Origin of the sequence: Campylobacter novaezeelandiae, assembly GCF_004323845.1 — a bacterium.
GTDB classification, from domain to species: domain Bacteria; phylum Campylobacterota; class Campylobacteria; order Campylobacterales; family Campylobacteraceae; genus Campylobacter_D; species Campylobacter_D novaezeelandiae.
Map to the genome: position 1 here is coordinate 1 of NZ_QPGR01000020.1, position 17,674 is coordinate 17,674.

16 protein-coding genes and 1 pseudogene are annotated in these 17,674 nt (G+C 27.4%); 11 read left to right on the forward strand and 6 right to left on the reverse strand.

Features of this window, described 5'->3' with window-relative positions; all coding sequences use genetic code 11:
* The 3 genes from DU473_RS07650 to bamA form a co-directional block, all read right to left on the reverse strand.
* Positions 1 to 206 (reverse strand): glycosyltransferase family 2 protein (locus DU473_RS07650; RefSeq protein WP_131186928.1); only part of this gene is annotated, 206 nt, incomplete at its 3' end.
* An 80-nt stretch (positions 207 to 286) separates the two neighbouring features.
* The gene (locus DU473_RS07655; RefSeq protein WP_131164070.1) at positions 287 to 1,585 is read right to left on the reverse strand and encodes a glycosyltransferase family 8 protein; all 1,299 of its coding nucleotides are present in this window, start codon (positions 1,583 to 1,585) and stop codon (positions 287 to 289) included.
* 8 nt (positions 1,586 to 1,593) lie between these two features.
* Positions 1,594 to 3,810, reverse strand: coding sequence for an outer membrane protein assembly factor BamA (gene bamA, locus DU473_RS07660; RefSeq protein ID WP_131186929.1), 2,217 nt, complete (start codon positions 3,808 to 3,810; stop codon positions 1,594 to 1,596).
* Between the two features lie 195 nt (positions 3,811 to 4,005).
* Between bamA and pgp6 the strand changes: the two genes are divergently transcribed.
* From pgp6 to DU473_RS07710, 10 genes and pseudogenes are all read left to right on the forward strand, one after another.
* On the forward strand, positions 4,006 to 5,391 hold the full coding sequence (gene pgp6, locus DU473_RS07665) for a peptidoglycan metallopeptidase Pgp6 (RefSeq protein ID WP_131165751.1): 1,386 nt from the start codon (positions 4,006 to 4,008) through the stop codon (positions 5,389 to 5,391).
* A gap of 2 nt (positions 5,392 to 5,393) precedes the next feature.
* A complete protein-coding gene (gene lpxC / locus DU473_RS07670) occupies positions 5,394 to 6,278 on the forward strand; it encodes a UDP-3-O-acyl-N-acetylglucosamine deacetylase (RefSeq protein ID WP_131165750.1) in 885 nt (294 codons plus the stop codon).
* 41 nt (positions 6,279 to 6,319) lie between these two features.
* Complete coding sequence (locus DU473_RS07675) at positions 6,320 to 6,721, forward strand: tRNA threonylcarbamoyladenosine biosynthesis protein TsaB (RefSeq protein WP_131165749.1); 402 nt, start codon at positions 6,320 to 6,322, stop codon at positions 6,719 to 6,721.
* Positions 6,722 to 6,729: 8 nt separating this feature from the next.
* Positions 6,730 to 7,608: a homoserine kinase gene (gene thrB / locus DU473_RS07680; protein ID WP_131165748.1), complete on the forward strand. Its 879-nt coding sequence runs from the start codon at positions 6,730 to 6,732 to the stop codon at positions 7,606 to 7,608.
* A 24-nt stretch (positions 7,609 to 7,632) separates the two neighbouring features.
* Positions 7,633 to 7,890 (forward strand): DUF448 domain-containing protein, encoded by a 258-nt coding sequence (locus tag DU473_RS07685; protein ID WP_234194143.1) that lies wholly within the window; start codon positions 7,633 to 7,635, stop codon positions 7,888 to 7,890.
* Positions 7,877 to 10,435: a translation initiation factor IF-2 gene (infB, locus tag DU473_RS07690; protein ID WP_131186930.1), complete on the forward strand. Its 2,559-nt coding sequence runs from the start codon at positions 7,877 to 7,879 to the stop codon at positions 10,433 to 10,435. The genes DU473_RS07685 and infB overlap by 14 nt, the downstream gene beginning before the upstream one ends.
* Entirely contained in the window at positions 10,432 to 10,794 is a 363-nt protein-coding gene (gene rbfA, locus DU473_RS07695) for a 30S ribosome-binding factor RbfA (protein WP_131164077.1), read from the forward strand. The genes infB and rbfA overlap by 4 nt, the downstream gene beginning before the upstream one ends.
* A complete protein-coding gene (gene rimP / locus DU473_RS07700) occupies positions 10,784 to 11,206 on the forward strand; it encodes a ribosome maturation factor RimP (protein ID WP_131186931.1) in 423 nt (140 codons plus the stop codon). Before rbfA ends, rimP begins: the two co-directional genes overlap by 11 nt.
* A gap of 105 nt (positions 11,207 to 11,311) precedes the next feature.
* Positions 11,312 to 13,255 (forward strand): annotated as a pseudogene (locus DU473_RS07705) (McrB family protein).
* Positions 13,245 to 14,705, forward strand: a complete 1,461-nt coding sequence (locus tag DU473_RS07710) for an McrC family protein (RefSeq protein ID WP_131186932.1) — start codon at positions 13,245 to 13,247, stop codon at positions 14,703 to 14,705. Before DU473_RS07705 ends, DU473_RS07710 begins: the two are co-directional and overlap by 11 nt.
* Here the strand turns inward: DU473_RS07710 and DU473_RS07715 are convergent.
* From DU473_RS07715 to DU473_RS07725, 3 genes are read right to left on the reverse strand one after another with little or no spacing between them, the layout of a single operon-like run.
* Entirely contained in the window at positions 14,694 to 15,497 is an 804-nt protein-coding gene (locus DU473_RS07715) for a metal ABC transporter permease (RefSeq protein ID WP_131186933.1), read from the reverse strand. The genes DU473_RS07710 and DU473_RS07715 overlap by 12 nt on opposite strands.
* On the reverse strand, positions 15,490 to 16,344 hold the full coding sequence (locus tag DU473_RS07720) for an ABC transporter ATP-binding protein (protein ID WP_131186934.1): 855 nt from the start codon (positions 16,342 to 16,344) through the stop codon (positions 15,490 to 15,492). Before DU473_RS07720 ends, DU473_RS07715 begins: the two co-directional genes overlap by 8 nt.
* 11 nt (positions 16,345 to 16,355) lie before the next feature.
* A complete protein-coding gene (locus tag DU473_RS07725; RefSeq protein ID WP_131186935.1) occupies positions 16,356 to 17,213 on the reverse strand; it encodes a metal ABC transporter solute-binding protein, Zn/Mn family in 858 nt (285 codons plus the stop codon).
* Between the two features lie 148 nt (positions 17,214 to 17,361).
* Between DU473_RS07725 and DU473_RS07730 the strand changes: the two genes are divergently transcribed.
* A partial coding sequence (locus tag DU473_RS07730; protein WP_131186936.1) for a hypothetical protein occupies positions 17,362 to 17,674 on the forward strand: 313 nt, incomplete at its 3' end.

Genomic DNA, 17,674 nt, shown 5'->3' on the forward strand with positions numbered 1-17,674 from the left:
CCTAAATTCTTCTCATTATGAACAATTTTAATTCTTTTATCTTTTAAAGCTTCTTCTTTAGCTATTTTAATACTATTATCACTTCCTAAATCATCTACCACAATAATCTCTATATCTTTAAGACTTTGATTTATACAACTATCTAAAGCTTTTTTTATATATTTTTCTACATTAAAAGTTGGAAGTATAATAGAGACTTTAGGCATATTTAACCTTTATAGTTGATTTGATTTGTCAAAAGTTTTAAAGATCTAAGAATTTAATTTTTTTATAATTTTTATGAAAATTAAATAATTCTTGATCTATAACCATATTTTTTATAATGAAAAATAATTTTTAAAAGCTTTAATATCACGCTAAAACTTCCTTTATTGGATCTTCTAGCATAAAAAATACTTTCTCCTAAAACGCAACAAAGTCCAAATTCTTCATCTTTTATTTCTTTAATGCATTCTAAATATTTCTCATCATTTTTACTTTTAATAAGTGAAGCAATTTTAAAAAATTTATAATTATTACAAAATTTTAAAGCCATAAAACCTAAAGCGGCTATATATAAGTATTCTTTAATATGCTTTTTTTCTTCTAATAATTCTTTATTAAAGATAGGGGTTATACTTGCCATATCCCACCAGTAATCATTGATATTTTTGCCATTGGCATTTATATGAGATTTAAGATATTTCCAAGGTTTTTCGCCATAATGTAAAATTTTTGGATTTTTAAAACTTTGATTAAATTCTTCTCTAGTGAAATTAAGTCTATTACTATTTTCATCTTTGCAAATGGCATAAACATAAGTAATAACGTTGAAATTATAAGCAAAGTCTAATCTTAGAATTTGATTTTTTAAAACAAAATTTAACAAATCTTGATCGGCTGCTTTAATATAAAAGCATTTTTTTGCAAGTTCATGGGCTTTTTCTTCTACTTTTTCTTTTTTATATTTTTCAAAATTAATAAGTAAAAATCCTGCATTAAAATAATTTTTATCAAAATAAAAAGTGATTTTTTTATCTTTTTCTTTAAATTTAATCTTTCTTTTCTTAGAGCCTGGATCATTTACACTAGCTACAATTTTATCTTTTAAATCTATGGCAAAAAGTTCTCTTACATCGAAAAAACAAAGCATATCAGAATCAAGATAAAGACAGTTTTTAATATTATCATCTAAAACAGAATTAATTTTTAATCTATAATAAGACAAATAATTACTATATGCCGCTCCTGATTTTGGAAAATCTTTAAAAAGCTCATCTTCAAAAATATGAATTAAAATTTTACAAGGATAAATATTGTTTAATTCTTTTTCGAGTAATTTAAGTTTTTCTTCTGTTTTGGGACTTATAAAATTGCTTAAAATATGAAAAATATAACTTTCTTCTTGTTGTTCTTTGTTTAGAGAATCAAATTTTAAATAAGAATATGAATCAAGAGTATTATTATCTTTTAAAGGTCTAAAATCTTCTTGATCACAAAAATCTTTAAATTTTTTTGATAAATTTGTATTTTTGATGATGCTTGTTATTAAAACAGCACTATATTTGATATAGTTTTCATCAGCACTCATAATAATATGGAACATTTTGATCCTTAAAATCTTGTTCCAAGTGTAAATTCAAAAGTGCTTGTATCATCACCTTTCTTTTTGTTAAGAGGTTTGGCAAAGATAAGCTGTAAAGGGCCAATTGGAGTTATCCATTCTACACCAACTCCCGTGCTCATTCTTTTGATTTCATCAAGATTTACTTTTCCTATCATACCATAATCAAAAAATACACTTCCACGTAGTTTAATTCTATCTATAAGAGGAAAACTAAGCTCTACGGAATTTGCAAAAGCTATAGTCCCACCTATTTCATCTCCCCAGCGATTTTTAGGGCTTAATGTTCTATTTTCAAAACCACGTACAGATTGAATCCCGCCTAAATAAATTCTTTGATTGATTGGAAGATAACCAGTATCCCATACCTTATAAAAACTTGCCTTATAACGATAAATAAGATCATATCCAATAAAATCTTGCAAGCCTTGATAAAAATTAAATCTTGTGCTTGATGAAATAAATTTTTGCTCTCCTCCAAGTCCCGCAAACTCTAATCCAGTAGAGGCAATGAAACCTGATCGAGGTAAATAATAATCATCTGTATTATTAAATCCTATAGTTGGGGTAATAGAGCTTTTTGTGGTTTCTCCAAGACGATAGCCAGTTCTTTGAAGAGTAGGGCTTAGCTTATAAATATTACTTTTTTCAAGATTGTAGGTTAAACTTGCACTGAAATATCTTGCGAATTGTCTTCCTACTGTTATATCAAAACCATAATTTCTTTCAGAATAATTATCCCATTCATAATCGCTAGAATAAATTGATCCACCAAGACTATATTTTGAATCCAAAACTCTTGGATTTACAAGAGAAATCCTTCCAGAAAGAGTTTCATCATCTTTATCAACATTAACAGAGCTTTTAATACCAGAACCAAAGATGTTAGTATCGGATAAGGAAGCATTAAGAAGTATTCCATTGCTTGATCCATATCCTATACCGCCTGAAATCGTTCCTGTAGAAGTTTCTTTAACTTCTACAATTAAATCAACATGAGTATTATCAACTTTTTCTTCTTTTATATTAACATCTTCAAAATATGAAGTTCTTCTTAAAGCATTTCTTGAATCATCTAAATCAGTTCGATTGTATAAATTTCCTTCTGTAAGATAAAGTTCTCTTCTAATAACTCTATCTACAGTTCTTGAGTTGCCTGAAATAATCACATTTCTAATATAAACTTTTTCATGAGGTATTACTTTAAAAACAACAGAAGCTTCTTGCGTTTGGTCATTTTTTTGTATATCAGGAATTACTTCAACAAAAGCATAACCAAGATTTGCACTTTGTGTTTCTAGGGTTTTAATATCTTTTCTAATATTTTCAATATTGATAGTTTTATTAACTTGAGATTTTAAATCTTTGACTGTTTTTTTATTGCTTTCTTCGTCAAATAAAGGGTTTTCTATAATAATTTCTTTAATTTTATAAGGTTTTCCCTCTTGAATAAAATAAGTAAGATTAGCCTTATAAGTATCTGTATAAGTTCTTAAAAAAGGTTCTGAAACTTTGACATCTAAATATCCTTTTTTCATGTATTCATCACTTATACGTGAACTATCATTGCTTAATTCAAAAATTTTTAATTTTCCATCATTTCTTCCCCACATCCAGCCCATAAATTCTTCTTCTTTATTGACAATAACAGGTTCTACATCTGAATAAGAAAATTTCTTAGCACCACTTAAATAAACATTATTTATAATAATATTTTCGCCTCTATTGACTATAAATTCTATTTCTAAACCATCTGTATTTTCTAGATATTTTTTCTTAAATTCTACTGTTGTATCAAAAAAACTTCTTGTCTCATAATATGATTTGATTCTTTCGTTTGCTTCCTTGATGCTTGCTTCATCAAATAAACTTCCTTTTTTAATACCCAAAACGCTTTCAATTTGCTTTCTATCGTTTGAAGCTACTCCGCTTATGGTTATTTTAGCAATTGTAGGTTTTTCTGTGAGAATAAAGTTTATGATTCCATTTTTTTCTTCAACAGCAATATTATTAAAATAATTTTGTTTGTATAAATTTAAAATTGCTTGATTAATGTCTTCTTCTTTTAAGGTATTTCCTACTTTTAAACCGCTAATATTTAAAGCGGTTTCATTAGAAAGATGATAAAGTCCACTAAATTTAATTTCCTTAATAATAACTGCATTAGAGAAAGTACAAAAAACACAAATACTGATAAGTTTTTTCATTTATTTTTGCCTAGATTTATTGAAATTTCTTTTTATTAAAGAGTTTTGCTTTGAATAATAGCAAAAAAAATTTAATAGTTTTTAAAAGTCTTAGAATTACATTTTGAATTTTTTATATTTTTGATTAAAAATATTAACTTAAATTTAATAAAATTATTTTTAAAGATTATTAAAACGTAACTAGTTGGACATGTAATGGCGCAAAAAAGAGGGAAAAGAAAAAATTTTTTATTTATTTTGATTTTAGTTTTCATTGCTTTATTTGGATATTTTTTAAATAATTTAAGTATTTTTGAAAAAAATAAACCAGAAATTTTTGTTAATGATATTGTTTATAGTAATTTGAAAAATCCTATTTTAATACGTGTTAAAGATGATGAGAGTGGATTAAAAAATATAAAAATTACTTTAAAAAAAGATTCTAATGATCCAGGTATTATTTTAATGGATCAAAAAGTAAACCAAAAAAACGATATAACTTTAGAGATTAATCTTCCCAAGCTTGCTTATAAAGAAAAGATTAAATCTTATATTATGGAAATTGAGGCACATGATGCAAGCTTTTGGAATTTTTTCTCAGGAAATTATATTCAAAAATCTGTTTTTATAGATATTGATGATGCAAACCCTAAATTAAAAGTACTAAGCAATTCTTATCAAATAGAACAAGGTGGTGTTGCTAGTGTTGTTTTTAAAGTAGAAGATAAAAATTTAGATCAAGTTTATATCCAAACAGATAAAGGGAAAATTTTTAAAGCCACGCCTTATATCAAAGATGGCTATTATGCTTCTTTGATTGCTTGGGATGCAAAAGATGATTATTTTAGAGCTTATATTATAGCTACTGATAAAGCTGGAAATACCACAAAAGAAAGAATAAGATATTATTTTGTTAACAGAAAATATCGTGTTTCTAACATTAATTTAAGTGATAAATTTTTAGATACTAAAATAAAATTTTTAGCCTCAGCCCATATGAGTGAAGAGGATGCTTCTAAATTAAATAAGACTCAGAAATTTAAATTTGTAAATGAAACTTTAAGATTAGCTAATGAAAATTTAATCCATAAAATTACTTCAGAAGTTCCAGAAGAGAGTATAGAAGATTTTAATTTAAATCTCTTTTTACCTCTTAAAAATGCTATGAAAGTTGCTGATTTTGCTGATCATAGGTTTTATTTTTACAATGGTGAATTTGTAAGTAGTGGATATCATATGGGATTAGATTTAGCAAGCACAGCTTTTGCTCCAATTATTAGTAGTAATTCTGGTAAAGTTGTTTTTGCCGAAGATAATGGAATTTATGGTTTAAATATAATTATTTATCACGGTTTTGGAGTTTATAGTCTTTATGGGCATTGTTCTTCTAAAAATGTTGATGTGAATGAAAATGTAAAACAACAAGATATTATAGCAAATACAGGATCAAGTGGTTTGGCATTGGGGGATCATTTGCATTTTGAAGTTTTAGTTCAAGGTGTAGAAACAAGACCAGAGCAATGGCAAGATAAAATTTGGCTCAAAAATAATATTTATAAAGTTTTAGAAGATGGAAAAAAAATGATTTTAAGTGAGAAATGAGTATGAAACAATTAACTATAGCAAAACCTGTAAAAGGTGTAGGGATAGGACTTCATAAAGGAGAACCTATAGAAATTATTTTAGAACCTTTGGAAGCTAACAGCGGTATCGTTTTCTTTAGAAAAGATCTTAATATTTCTTATAAAGCTGAACCAGCAAATGTAATTAACACTCAAATGGCAACAGTTATTGGAGATCATAGAGGCTATGTATCTACAATTGAACATTTAATGAGTGCAATCAATGCTTATGGAATTGATAATATCCGTATAGTTTTAAATGCTAATGAAGCTCCTGTAATGGACGGAAGTAGTATTAGTTTTTGCATTATGCTGGATGAAGCGGGCATTAAAGAACTTGATGCTCCTAAAAAAGTGATGGTGATTAAAAAAACCATTGAAGTAAGAGATGGTAATAAATTTGTAAAACTTATCCCAACAAAAGAACCAAAGATCAATTACACAATTAAATTTGATAATGCTGTAATCGGAGAGCAAAATTATTGTTTTGAATTTAGTAAGAAAAATTATATAGAAAATATCGCAAGAGCTAGAACTTTTGGATTTTTAAAAGATGTTGAAAAACTAAGAGCTATGAATTTGGCACTTGGAGGCAGTTTAGAAAATACTATCGTTGTTGATGATAATCGTATTTTAAATCCTGAAGGTTTAAGATTTAAAGATGAATTTGTGCGTCATAAAATTTTAGATGCTATTGGAGATTTAACTTTGCTTGGATATAGGGTATTTGGAGATTATATTTCTTATGCTGGAAGTCATCATTTAAATCATTTACTTACAAAAGAGCTTTTAAAAGATGAGCAAGCTTATGAAATCATTACACTTGAAAAAGATTATGAAAAAGATTATGAAAAGGTTTTTGCATAAAAAATTTAACTCTTTTACTCAATGCTTTATCAAGTCCTTTGATGCTTGGTGTTTATCAAGAAAATATTTTAATTAAAAAATATACAAGTGAAGAAAAAGCCAGCGAATTTTTACCAAAAATTTTAAATTCTTTATTGAAAGAATTTAATTTTTCAAGATTAATTTATGCCAATGGACCTGGATCTTATATGGGAATTAAAATTTCTTATATGAGTTTAAAAACCTTAAGTATAGTAAAAAATATCCCTTTATATAGCATAAGTGCTTTTGAGCTTAATGATTTTAAGCCTATTAAAGCTAATAAGGATTTTTGTTTTGTCTACAAGAAAGATGAGATTATTTTAGAAAAAAATACTGCTGGTGACTTTTTTTTACCTTTAAATTTAGAGAAAATTAACATAAATAATGATAATTTGCCTTTTTATTTTTTAGATGTAATTTAGGATAAGCTGTGAAAATTTTAGTCCCTGCTACAAGTGCGAATTTAGGACCAGGGTTTGATTGTTTGGGTCTTAGTTTAAAACTTTTTAATGAAGTAGAAATTAAAAAAGCCTCTTTAACTAGTGTAAGCATTAATGGAGAAGGAAGTGATAATGTTTATCTTAAAAAAAATAATCTTTTTCTTTCTATTTTTCATGGAATTTATGAAAAACTAAATGGGAAAAGAGATAATTTTCAATTTATATTTCATAATAACATACCATTATCTAGGGGCTTAGGAAGTTCATCGGCTATAATTGTTAGTGCTATAAGTGCAGCATATTTAATGTGTGATATGAAGTTAGACAAACAAAATATTCTTAATGAAGCTTTAAAATATGAAAACCATCCTGATAATATAGCACCAGCTGTTTTTGGTGGTTTTGTTTGTTCCTTGGTAAAAGATAAAGAAGTATTAAGCATTAAAAAAGAAATCGATATCAATTTAAGGGCCATTGTAGTTATTCCAAATATCACAATGAGTACAGAAAAAAATCGTCAAATTTTACCTAAATTTTTGAGCTTGAGTGATAGTGTTTTTAATTTAAGTCATGCATCTTTTTTAACGGCTTGTTTTTTAGAGAAAAAATATGATTTGTTAAAATTTGCAAGTGAAGATAAACTCCACCAATTAAATAGAATGAAAAATTTACCAGAGCTTTTTGAAGTGCAAAAATGTGCTTTAAAAAATAAAGCCTTAATGAGCACTCTTTCAGGTTCTGGATCTAGTTTTTTTTCTTTGGTTTATAAAGAGGATGCGCAGTTTTTATTTGAAAAAATGAAAGAGGCTTTTCCTCATTTTAAAATAAAACTTTTGGAATTTGATAATAATGGGCTTGAAATTTGCTAAAAAATATAAAAAAAAGATATAATTTTGAGAAATCATACACCTATTAGAATGTGCATTGTTTGCAAAGAACGTTTTGAACAAAGATCATTGTTTAGATTTAAAATTATTTCAGGAAAGATTGAACCTCATTTTAAATGCGGACGCAGTTTTTATTTGTGTTCTATATGTATTTTAAAAGAAGATAAAATTTTGCAAAAAGCATTTTCTAAAATGTGTAAAAATTTAACTATGAAAATTACTCAGCAGGATTTAAAGGAGATATTTTTAGATGGCAAAAGTTAGAATTTATGAAATTGCAAATGAAGCAGGATATTCAAGTAAGGAGATTATAGAAAAAGCAAATGAACTAGGACTTGATATCAAATCAGCGTCAAATGCTGTAGATCCAGAGGTTGCAGCTGCAATTTATGAATATATACAAACTAAGATTATTCCAGAAGCTTTTAAAAAAACTCAAAGTCCTGCTAAAAAAGAAAAAAAAGAAGTTAAAAAAATAAAAAAAGATTTTAAGCAAGAAGAAATTAAGCAAGAGGTTAAGGCTAAAGTACAAATCAAGCAAGAAGAACAAATTCAAGTTAAAGAAGAAAACAAAGAAGAAAAAGAAAGTTTAGCTAGTGCGACTTTGGCAAAACGAAGAGGACTTGTGATTGTTAAAAAGAAAAATAATGAAGCTAATAATGAAGAAAAAAAAGAAGAAGTAAAATCTAATACAACTCAAGAACGTATTAGTCTATCAATGATTTTTTCTAACAATGAAGAAAATGTAAAACCAGTTAAGAAAAAAGATAAAAAACCTTTTGTTGCAACAAAAAAAGAAAATACTCAAAAAATGGATTTTTTAAGTGACCATGAATTTGCAGATATTTCTTTAGATGATGAGGATGAGGTGGTTTTACCTGATTTTAGTGTTAAAGAAGAGGAAAAACCTCAAAATACTATAAAAAAACAACCCAACTTTTTACGTCAAGCAGTGGGAAATTCTGCTGGTTTTGGTATGGAAGGAGGTATTCAAAGAAGAAGTCGTAAAAAACCTCCTAAAAAAGTTGAAAAAAAAGAAAATGCAGTTATTACTAGTATAGAAATTCCAAAAGAAATTAGAGTATATGAATTTGCTGATAAAATAGGAAAAAGCACAGGAGAGATCATTTCAAAGCTGTTTATGCTTGGAATGATGACAACAAAAAATGATTTTTTAGATGAAGATGCGATTGAGATTTTAGGTTCAGAATTTGGCATAGAGATTAATATTATCAATGAGGCAGATGAATTTGATTATGTAAAAGATTATGAAAGCGAGATTGATGAAAAAGATTTGGTTACTAGAGCTCCTGTAATTACTATCATGGGGCATGTTGATCATGGTAAAACTTCTTTGTTGGATTATATTAGAAAATCACGAATTGCAAGTGGTGAAGCAGGCGGAATCACTCAGCATGTGGGTGCTTATATGGTTGAGAAAAATGGACGTAAAATTACTTTCATTGATACTCCAGGTCACGAAGCTTTCACAGCAATGCGTGCAAGAGGAGCTAGTATAACTGATATTGTTATTATTGTTGTGGCTGCTGATGATGGGGTAAAACCTCAAACTAAAGAAGCGATAAATCACGCAAAAGCCGCTAATGTGCCTATTATTATAGCAATTAATAAAATGGATAAAGAAGGTGCAAACCCTGATATGGTAAAAACACAACTTGCAGAACTTGATATCTTGCCAATTGATTGGGGTGGGAGTTATGAGTTTGTAGGAGTTTCTGCTAAAACAGGAATGGGCATTGAAGATTTACTTGAAATAGTGCTTTTACAAGCAGAGATTTTAGAACTTAAATCAAACCCAAAAGCCTATGCAAAAGCAAGTATTATAGAAAGTTCTATCCAAAAAGGTCGTGGTGCAGTGGCTACAATTATCGTTCAAAATGGAACTTTAAAAGTTGGAGATACTATTGTAGCAGGTGAATCTTATGGAAAAGTGCGTGCCATAACTGATGATCAAGGTAAAACTCTAAAAGAAATTAAACCAGGCGAATGTGGTGTGATTATAGGACTTAGTGAAGTTACAGATGCTGGAGAAATTTTAATTGCTGTAAAAACAGAGAAAGAAGCAAGAGAATACGCTAATAAACGTCATGAATACAATCGTCAAAAAGAGTTAAGTAAATCAACCAAAGTCAGCATTGATGAACTTGGTGCTAAAATTAAAGAGGGCAATATAAAAGCCTTACCAGTTATTTTAAAAGCAGATGTGCAAGGAACACTTGAAGCTTTAAAATCATCTTTGGAAAAATTAAGAAATGATGAAATTAAAGTTAATATTATTCATAGTGGAGTAGGAGGTATCACACAAAGTGATATAGAGCTTGCAAGTGCAAGTGAAAATTCCATAGTGCTAGGTTTTAATATACGACCAACAGGTGAGGTTAAAGAGCGTGCTAAAGATAAAGGCGTGGAGATTAAAACTTATAATGTAATTTATAATCTTTTAGATGATGTAAAAGCCTTGCTTGGTGGCATGATGAGTCCTATTATTTCAGAAGAGCAACTTGGACAAGCAGAAATCAGACAAGTGATCAATGTGCCAAAAATTGGGCAAATTGCAGGTTGTATGGTAACTGAAGGAGTGATCAATCGTGGGGCTAAAATTCGCCTTATTCGTGATGGGGTTGTTGTATTTGAAGGCAATGTAAGCTCTTTAAAACGCTTTAAAGATGATGCCAAAGAAGTTGCTAAAGGCTATGAGTGTGGTGTTGGAATACAAGGATGTGATGATATGCGTGTAGGAGATTATATAGAAAGTTATAAAGAAGTTGAGGAACAAGTTAGTTTATGAATGTAGCTGAAATTAAAAAGCTTCGCACAGAAAGCATTTTAAAAGAACTAATCCCCGAGGCTTTAGCAAATTTAGATGATGAGAATTTGAAAAATCTCTGCGTGGTAGATGTAGAGTGCAAAAAGGGCAGATACGATGCTTTTGTATATCTTGATAAGATGTTTTTTAATGTCCATGAACAAGAAAAGATTTTAAATTCTTTAAAGAAGGCTAGTAAGGCTTTGCAAAATTATTGCATGAGTGAGCAGGGTTGGTATAGATGTCCAAATTTCCATTTTAAATTTGATGATAGATTAGAATATCAAAATCACATGGATGCTTTATTTGAAAAAATAAAAAAGGAAAAAAATGAATCTTGAGGCTTTATGCAAAGAAGCGGGACTTGATTTTTACGATGATGAGCTAGTTAGTGAAAATGCTAAGAAAATTTATCGTGTTTATGTGATGAAAAAAGGTGGGGTAAATTTAGATGATTGCGCAAGATTAAGTGAAATTTTATCTCCTCTTTTTGATGTCGAGCCACCTGTAAATGGAGAGTATTTTTTAGAAGTATCCTCGCCTGGACTTGAAAGAAAGCTTACTAAATTAGATCATTTTAAAAAAAGCATTAATGAACTTGTAAAAATTACTACTAACGAAAAAGAAAAACTCAAGGCAAAAATCATTAGCGTAGAGGATGAAAATATCACTTTAGAAAATTTAGAAAATCAAGAAAAAATTACCTTAAATTTTAATGATATTAAGAAAGCTAGAACTTTCATACAATGGTAAAAATTTAGTTTTACTTATCTTTTTGATTAAAGTTATATATAATAGTCAGGTTTATTTTAAAATATTTTGTACAATAATTTTGAATTATCAAAAAAAGGATATGTTGTGATTGTATTGTCATCTGATGATAAAAATAGGTTTAAAAAGTATTTAGTAGATTTTTTTCACAATGCTTACAATGGGAACAAATTGTCATCTAAGGATGAGGTAGCTAATTTTAATTTTTTAAAAAAATATGATTTTTATGTTGATTTAAGTTATGGAAAAGGAAATGTAGCTAAAACCCCATGGATTATATTTATAAGAATGGATACTCAAGAATATAAAGCTTCTTATGGTGTTTATGTATATTGTGGTATAAAAAGAGAAAATAAAGAAATTATTGTTTGTATTGGAGAAAGTGAAAATAAGACAGTCAATTATTTAGCAAGAAATAAAGTCGATGAGTATAATACACAATTTAATCATCAAGTTTATAATTATTCAAATTTAAGCAATGATATTAATTTAATTGTGGATAAAATTATTTTAAATATGCAATGGTTTAAAGAATTACCTTTAAATGAGATTCAAGATATAAATAATAATACACTTGAAAGTAAAAGCTCAGAAGTGGAAAATAATACGCAACAAATATCAAGCAAAATGGAAAATAAAAATATACCCTTAAACCAAATTCTCTACGGGCCTCCAGGGACAGGAAAAACTTATCATACTATAGATAAAGCTTTAGAGATTTTAGGTGAAAATTTAGAAAGTAGAGATGAGAAAAAAGCTAAATTTGATGAGTATGTAAAAAATGGACAAATAGTCTTTACAACTTTTCATCAAAGTTATGGATATGAAGAATTTGTAGAAGGCATAAAGCCTCGCATAGATAGCAAAGAAAATTCTAAAGAAATAAAATATGAAATAAAAGATGGAATTTTTAAAGAACTTTGCGAAAAAGCTTTGGATAATTATGAGAATAGTATCTTAAATGCAGATGAGTTGAATAAAAAAATAGAATTAAAAGAAAAGGTTGAAAATTTTTTAAATTGGCTTTTGGAAACAAATGAGCCTATTAGTAAAACAAAGGGTGGAAATTTCTTTGTTGTTGATATTAATGATAAAACGGTTATGATTTATAGCGAAGGAGTAGAGAGATTTGATGGAAATTTTAATTTAAGTATATCTATATTTATGGAGTTATTAAAATGCAAAGATGAATTTAGCAATGCTGCTGAAATGTTTAAAAAAGTATTTAATAGAGATTATGCCGATAGAACCCATACTTATTACTTTAATTTAGTGAAAAAATTTAAAGTATATGAAAAACAATCAGTCATAAAGATTGAAAATAATAAAAACAATGATAATTCTTTAAAACCTTATATAATCATCATCGATGAAATCAATTGAGGTAATGTCAGTAAGATTTTTGGTGAGCTTATAACCTTGATAGAGCCTAGTAAGAGATTGGGCAATAAGGAAGCATTAGAATTAACTTTGCCTTATAGTGGTGAAAAATTCGGAGTGCCTAAAAATGTTTATATTATAGGCACTATGAATACAGCCGATAGAAGCATAACTTCTCTTGATACAGCTTTGCGAAGAAGATTTGAATTTGTAGAGATGATGCCTGATGTGAGCAAATTATCTATGGATTGTGAAGGTATTAATTTACAAGAATTATTAAAAGCTATAAACACTCGCATAGAGTACTTATTAGATAGAGAAAAAACCATAGGTCATGCATTTTTTATAGGTGTTGAAAATTTAGATGATTTAAAAAAAGTTTTTCAAAATAAGATTATTCCGCTTTTGCAAGAGTATTTTTATAATGATTATACTTTAATTGATGCTGTTTTAAATTATAATGGTATGATTAAAATTAAAGAAGAAAATACTGAATACCTCCAAAAAATAAAAACCTTAGATAATGTAGATAGTGAAAGAAAAATTTATAAGATCACTCCATTTGATGATAAATCAGTTTGGGATGAAATAAAAACATACCAAGCTATTTATGGTGGAGAAAAACAAGATAAGAATAAAAATGGAGAGTAATACCTTTTCTATCATCGAGTATCAAGCCTTTAATGTTGATGATTTAATAAAAGCATTTTTAAAAGGTAAAGATGAAAAACAAGAAGGTAAAGAAAATATAGAGCAAAAAGCTAGAAAATTTTATCAAGAACTAGAAGATTTTACAAAAAATAATGAAAATCTTCTAGGTTTTAAAAATAAAAATACCCTAAAAGCTAAAAATTATGTAGGCATTATCCAAACTAAAAGCGGAGTTTTAGAAATTTTACCAAAATGCACAAATTTAGAAAGTTATAAAGATAGCACAGATAGTTTAAACATAGCAAAAGAAAAGTTAAAAAATGCCTATGTAATAAATAAGAATAATGAATTATTTACGAGGTTTAGTTATTTTCAAGATTATAAAATTTTAAAAATTAGCAAAGCAAAAGATTTGAAAAATATCAAAGTAAAAAAATGGTATAGTTTAACAAAAGTAAATTTTAACCCTAAAATTCTTTTAATCAATTTGCTAAAAACCTTAAAAAATTCTCCTTTTAAAAAATTACAAATTTCATCTTTGCAAAGTTCTAAAATGCCATTATTTGAAATTTTTATCACGATGTTTTTAGATGAATTTGATAGCGTGTATAAAAAAGGCCTAATGAGATCTTATGTAGATTATGAGGATAATAGAGCTTTTTTAAAAGGAAAACTACTTTTTGGTGAGCATATTAAACAAAATCTAGTTCATAAAGAAAAATTTTTTACAAGTTGTGATGAGTTTGTTTTAGATATAGCACCAAATCGTTTAATAAAATCTACTCTAAATTTCTTAAAATCCAAAACAAATATAAATAAATTTAGACTCATAAAAGCCATGCAAATGCTTGATGAGATAGAATTTTCTAAAAATTATGAAAAAGATTTTAGCTATAAAATTTCAAGACATTTTGATTATTATGAAAACTTGCTTTTATGGTGTAAAATTTTCTTAAAAAATGAAAGTTTTATGCCTTATCATGGTAAAAATGAAGCTTTTGCTTTGCTTTTTTCTATGGAAAAGCTTTTTGAAGATTATGTGGCGTATATGTTGAAAAAAGCAAATCCAAGTAAAAATATCAAAACTCAAAGCAGTGGAAAATACTTGATTTCAAAAAATGATGAAAAATGTTTTATGTTAAAGCCTGATTTATATATTGAAAATGAGATGATTTTAGATACCAAGTGGAAAATTCCAGATAGTGATGAAGATAAAAAGCAGGGTATAGCACAAAGCGATTTGTATCAGATGTTTGCTTATGCTTGTAAATTTAAAATTTATGATATTAAGCTCATATATCCTTTGTGTGATAGAACAATGAAATTAAAAGAAAAATTTGAAAGTCCTTTAGAATTTAATGCGGGTAAGCATTTTTGGTTTGAATTTGAAAAGCATTATTCTAAAAAAGATATAAAAGTTCAAGTGCTTTTTGCACCTCTACCTTTTTAAAAATTTTCCTATCAAATGCACTAAAAATCCAAAACAAGCTACAGCTATGATACAGGCCCCACTTGAAAGATCAAAATAATAGCTAAGTATAAGCCCTAAAATACAAAAAAACATACTTAAAAAACTTGCTAAAATCATAATAAAGCCAAGTTTTTTACTAAAATTTTCAGCGATAAAGCTTGGGATACTAAGTAAGGCCATAACTAAAATAAGTCCTACAAGACGTATAGAAATAACTATACAAAAAGCCATAAGGGCAATTAAAAGATAATGAAAAAAACTAGTGTTAATGCCACGAACTTTTGCAAATTCCGCATCAAAGCTTAATGCTTCAAATTGTCTATAAAATAAAAAGATCAAAAGCACTACTACGCCATCAACCAAAACCATAAGCCATAAATCTTGTATTCCTATAGCTAAGATGCTTCCAAAAAGATAAGCCATTAAATCTGTGTTATAACTAGGACTTAAATCGATTAAAATAATCCCAACAGCCATCCCAAAAGCCCAAACTACAGCGATAATACTATCACTTCTGTGTTCATAGCGTTTAGCTAAAAAAGCCACTAAAAAAGCTAAAAATAAAGTAAATATTCCAGTGCTTAACAAAATAGGCAAGGAAAAATAAAAAGCTATACCTATGCCTCCAAAAGCCCCATGTGTTATACCTCCAGCCATAGAAAAAAGACGATTTATCATTACTAAAGTGCCTATAACTCCACAAGCTATACTGACTAAAATTGCTCCTAGTAAAGCGTTTTGAAAAAAGGTGAAATTTAAAATTTCAAGCATTATTTTCCTTTGAAAATTTTAAACAAAAATTTTCTTTTTTAAATTCTGTCTTTTTTAAATTTCTTCTTGTGAATTCTTGTTCGCATAATTTTTTGCTATCGCAATTTTTTTCATCACAAAAACAAGAATTTAAACTCATTTCTACATCGCAAAAATGAGAATGATTTTCGTATAAATGTTTTAAAAATAAACTTTTTTCTTTTTCTTTAGTGTTGGTATGTAAGAAAAGTTCTTTGTTTAAATGTGCAATTTTATCGCTATAAGCTAATACAAGGTTGATATCGTGACAAATGAGTAAAATTCCCATGCCTTTTTGGTGTAAAGAGCTTAGAAGTTCAAAAATTTGTATAGCAGATTTGTTATCAACACTTGCTGTGGGTTCGTCTAAAATTAGCATTTTGCATTCACCCGCTAAAGCTCTTGCGATGAAAACGCGTTGTCTTTGTCCTCCGCTTAAAACATTGATTGTTTTATTCCAAAAATTCTCTATTCCTACGTTTTTTAAAGCCTGCATAGCCTTTTCTTTATCTTCTTTACTATAAAAACCAAAAATTTTTTTATTTATAAGACCCATAAGAACGATCTCAATTACCCTTGGATAAAAATTAGGATTTGCTAAAGTATATTGAGGAACATAGCCTATTTCTTTTCTTTGGATAGCTTGAAATTTAATTTCATTTTTAGATTTTAAAAGCCCTAAGATAAGCTTTATAAGAGTTGATTTTCCTGCTCCATTGGGACCAATGATAGAAAGAAAATCTTTATTATCATAACTAAGATTAATATTTTTTAAAATCGTTTCGTTTTCATAAGCATAATTGAGATTAGAAATTTTAAAAAAAAGCACTAAAGACTCGATTATAAATTTTGAGAGAGAGCCTCTGCTGTTTTTAAAAGTTCATTTTCCCAATCATAAGATAAATGATCTATTTTATAAATTTTTGCATTACATTCTTTTGCCAGTGTTTTGGCTGCATTTTCAGGAAAACCATTTTGAACAAAAATAATTTTTATATTTTTATTTTTTATTAGTGCGATAAGCTTTTGCAAATCTTTGCTTTTTGGTTCTTTACCTAGAATTTCTACAGGAATTTGTATAAGATTATAGCGTCTTGCAAAATATGTCCAAGAAGGATGATAAACTACGAATTCTTTATTTTTTAATTTTTTTAGTTTTGATACGATTTGAAAATTTAAATCATTTAATTCTATTAAAAATTGATCTAAATTTTGTTTATATAAATTTTTATTTTGTGGATATTTTTGGATTAAAGCATTATAAATATTTAAAGCCATAGTTTGTACTAAAATAGGATCTAGCCAAGTATGAGGATCAAAGTGTTCATGAGAGTGTTCATGTTTATGAGAGTGATCGTGTAAATGTTCGTGCTCATTATCAGTTTCTAGTAAAGTTATATTTTTTTGTATATTTACAACTTGAAGTTTTGGGAAATTTTGTTTAAATTTATCTATAAAAATTTTTTCAAATTCTAATCCTATAGTGAAATAAATATCACTTTTTTCAAGATCTTTCATCGTGCTTGGTTTAAATTCAAAATTATGTTCATTACTATTTGGTGGCAATATTATATTGATATTTAGAGTATTTGCGGCTATTTTCTTTACAAAAAATGCTTGAGGAGCTATGCTAACACTAATTAAAGGTTTTGCTTGTAGTATTAAAAAAGAAAAACATAATAATATAATTTTTTTCATTGCTTAACTCTCTAGAATAATTTTTAAAGGTTTTTTAAGTTTTATAGTATAGCAAACAATCGTTTAATTTTTTTTAATAAAAAATAAATTTTTATTTTTATAGAATAACAAGTTTGAAAAAATCTTGATTCAATTAAGGAGTTTTAACATGAGTTTGAAATTTAAGGTTTCTTTGGTTGCAAATTTAATTGCAATTTTTTGCTTAGGTTTGCTTGGGATTATAACTTATATTTTTGTTCACAAAACTATATATGATGAAATTGTAGCTGCTGAAATAAATTATATTAAAGTGGCAAAAAATTCTATGGTAAATTTTTCAAAGAATAATTCCGATACTCTTGAAAATTTCGCAAAAAGAATTTTATCATTTTCCTATGACCAGCTAAATAACCAACAATCTTTAATGGAAAATATAGGAGATGATTTAAAACTATTAAGAGAAGCTGGAGGATTTTTAGCAG

What these genes read in the sequence shown, in the direction of transcription:
- DU473_RS07655 (WP_131164070.1), bottom strand. Translation starts at nt 1,585, where the DNA reads ATGTTCCATATTATTATGAGTGCTGATGAAAACTATATCAAATATAGT.
- bamA (WP_131186929.1), bottom strand. Translation starts at nt 3,810, where the DNA reads ATGAAAAAACTTATCAGTATTTGTGTTTTTTGTACTTTCTCTAATGCA.
- pgp6 (WP_131165751.1), top strand. Translation starts at nt 4,006, where the DNA reads ATGGCGCAAAAAAGAGGGAAAAGAAAAAATTTTTTATTTATTTTGATT.
- lpxC (WP_131165750.1), top strand. Translation starts at nt 5,394, where the DNA reads ATGAAACAATTAACTATAGCAAAACCTGTAAAAGGTGTAGGGATAGGA.
- DU473_RS07675 (WP_131165749.1), top strand. Translation starts at nt 6,320, where the DNA reads ATGCTTGGTGTTTATCAAGAAAATATTTTAATTAAAAAATATACAAGT.
- infB (WP_131186930.1), top strand. Translation starts at nt 7,877, where the DNA reads ATGGCAAAAGTTAGAATTTATGAAATTGCAAATGAAGCAGGATATTCA.
- rbfA (WP_131164077.1), top strand. Translation starts at nt 10,432, where the DNA reads ATGAATGTAGCTGAAATTAAAAAGCTTCGCACAGAAAGCATTTTAAAA.
- rimP (WP_131186931.1), top strand. Translation starts at nt 10,784, where the DNA reads ATGAATCTTGAGGCTTTATGCAAAGAAGCGGGACTTGATTTTTACGAT.
- DU473_RS07710 (WP_131186932.1), top strand. Translation starts at nt 13,245, where the DNA reads ATGGAGAGTAATACCTTTTCTATCATCGAGTATCAAGCCTTTAATGTT.
- DU473_RS07715 (WP_131186933.1), bottom strand. Translation starts at nt 15,497, where the DNA reads ATGCTTGAAATTTTAAATTTCACCTTTTTTCAAAACGCTTTACTAGGA.
- DU473_RS07725 (WP_131186935.1), bottom strand. Translation starts at nt 17,213, where the DNA reads ATGAAAAAAATTATATTATTATGTTTTTCTTTTTTAATACTACAAGCA.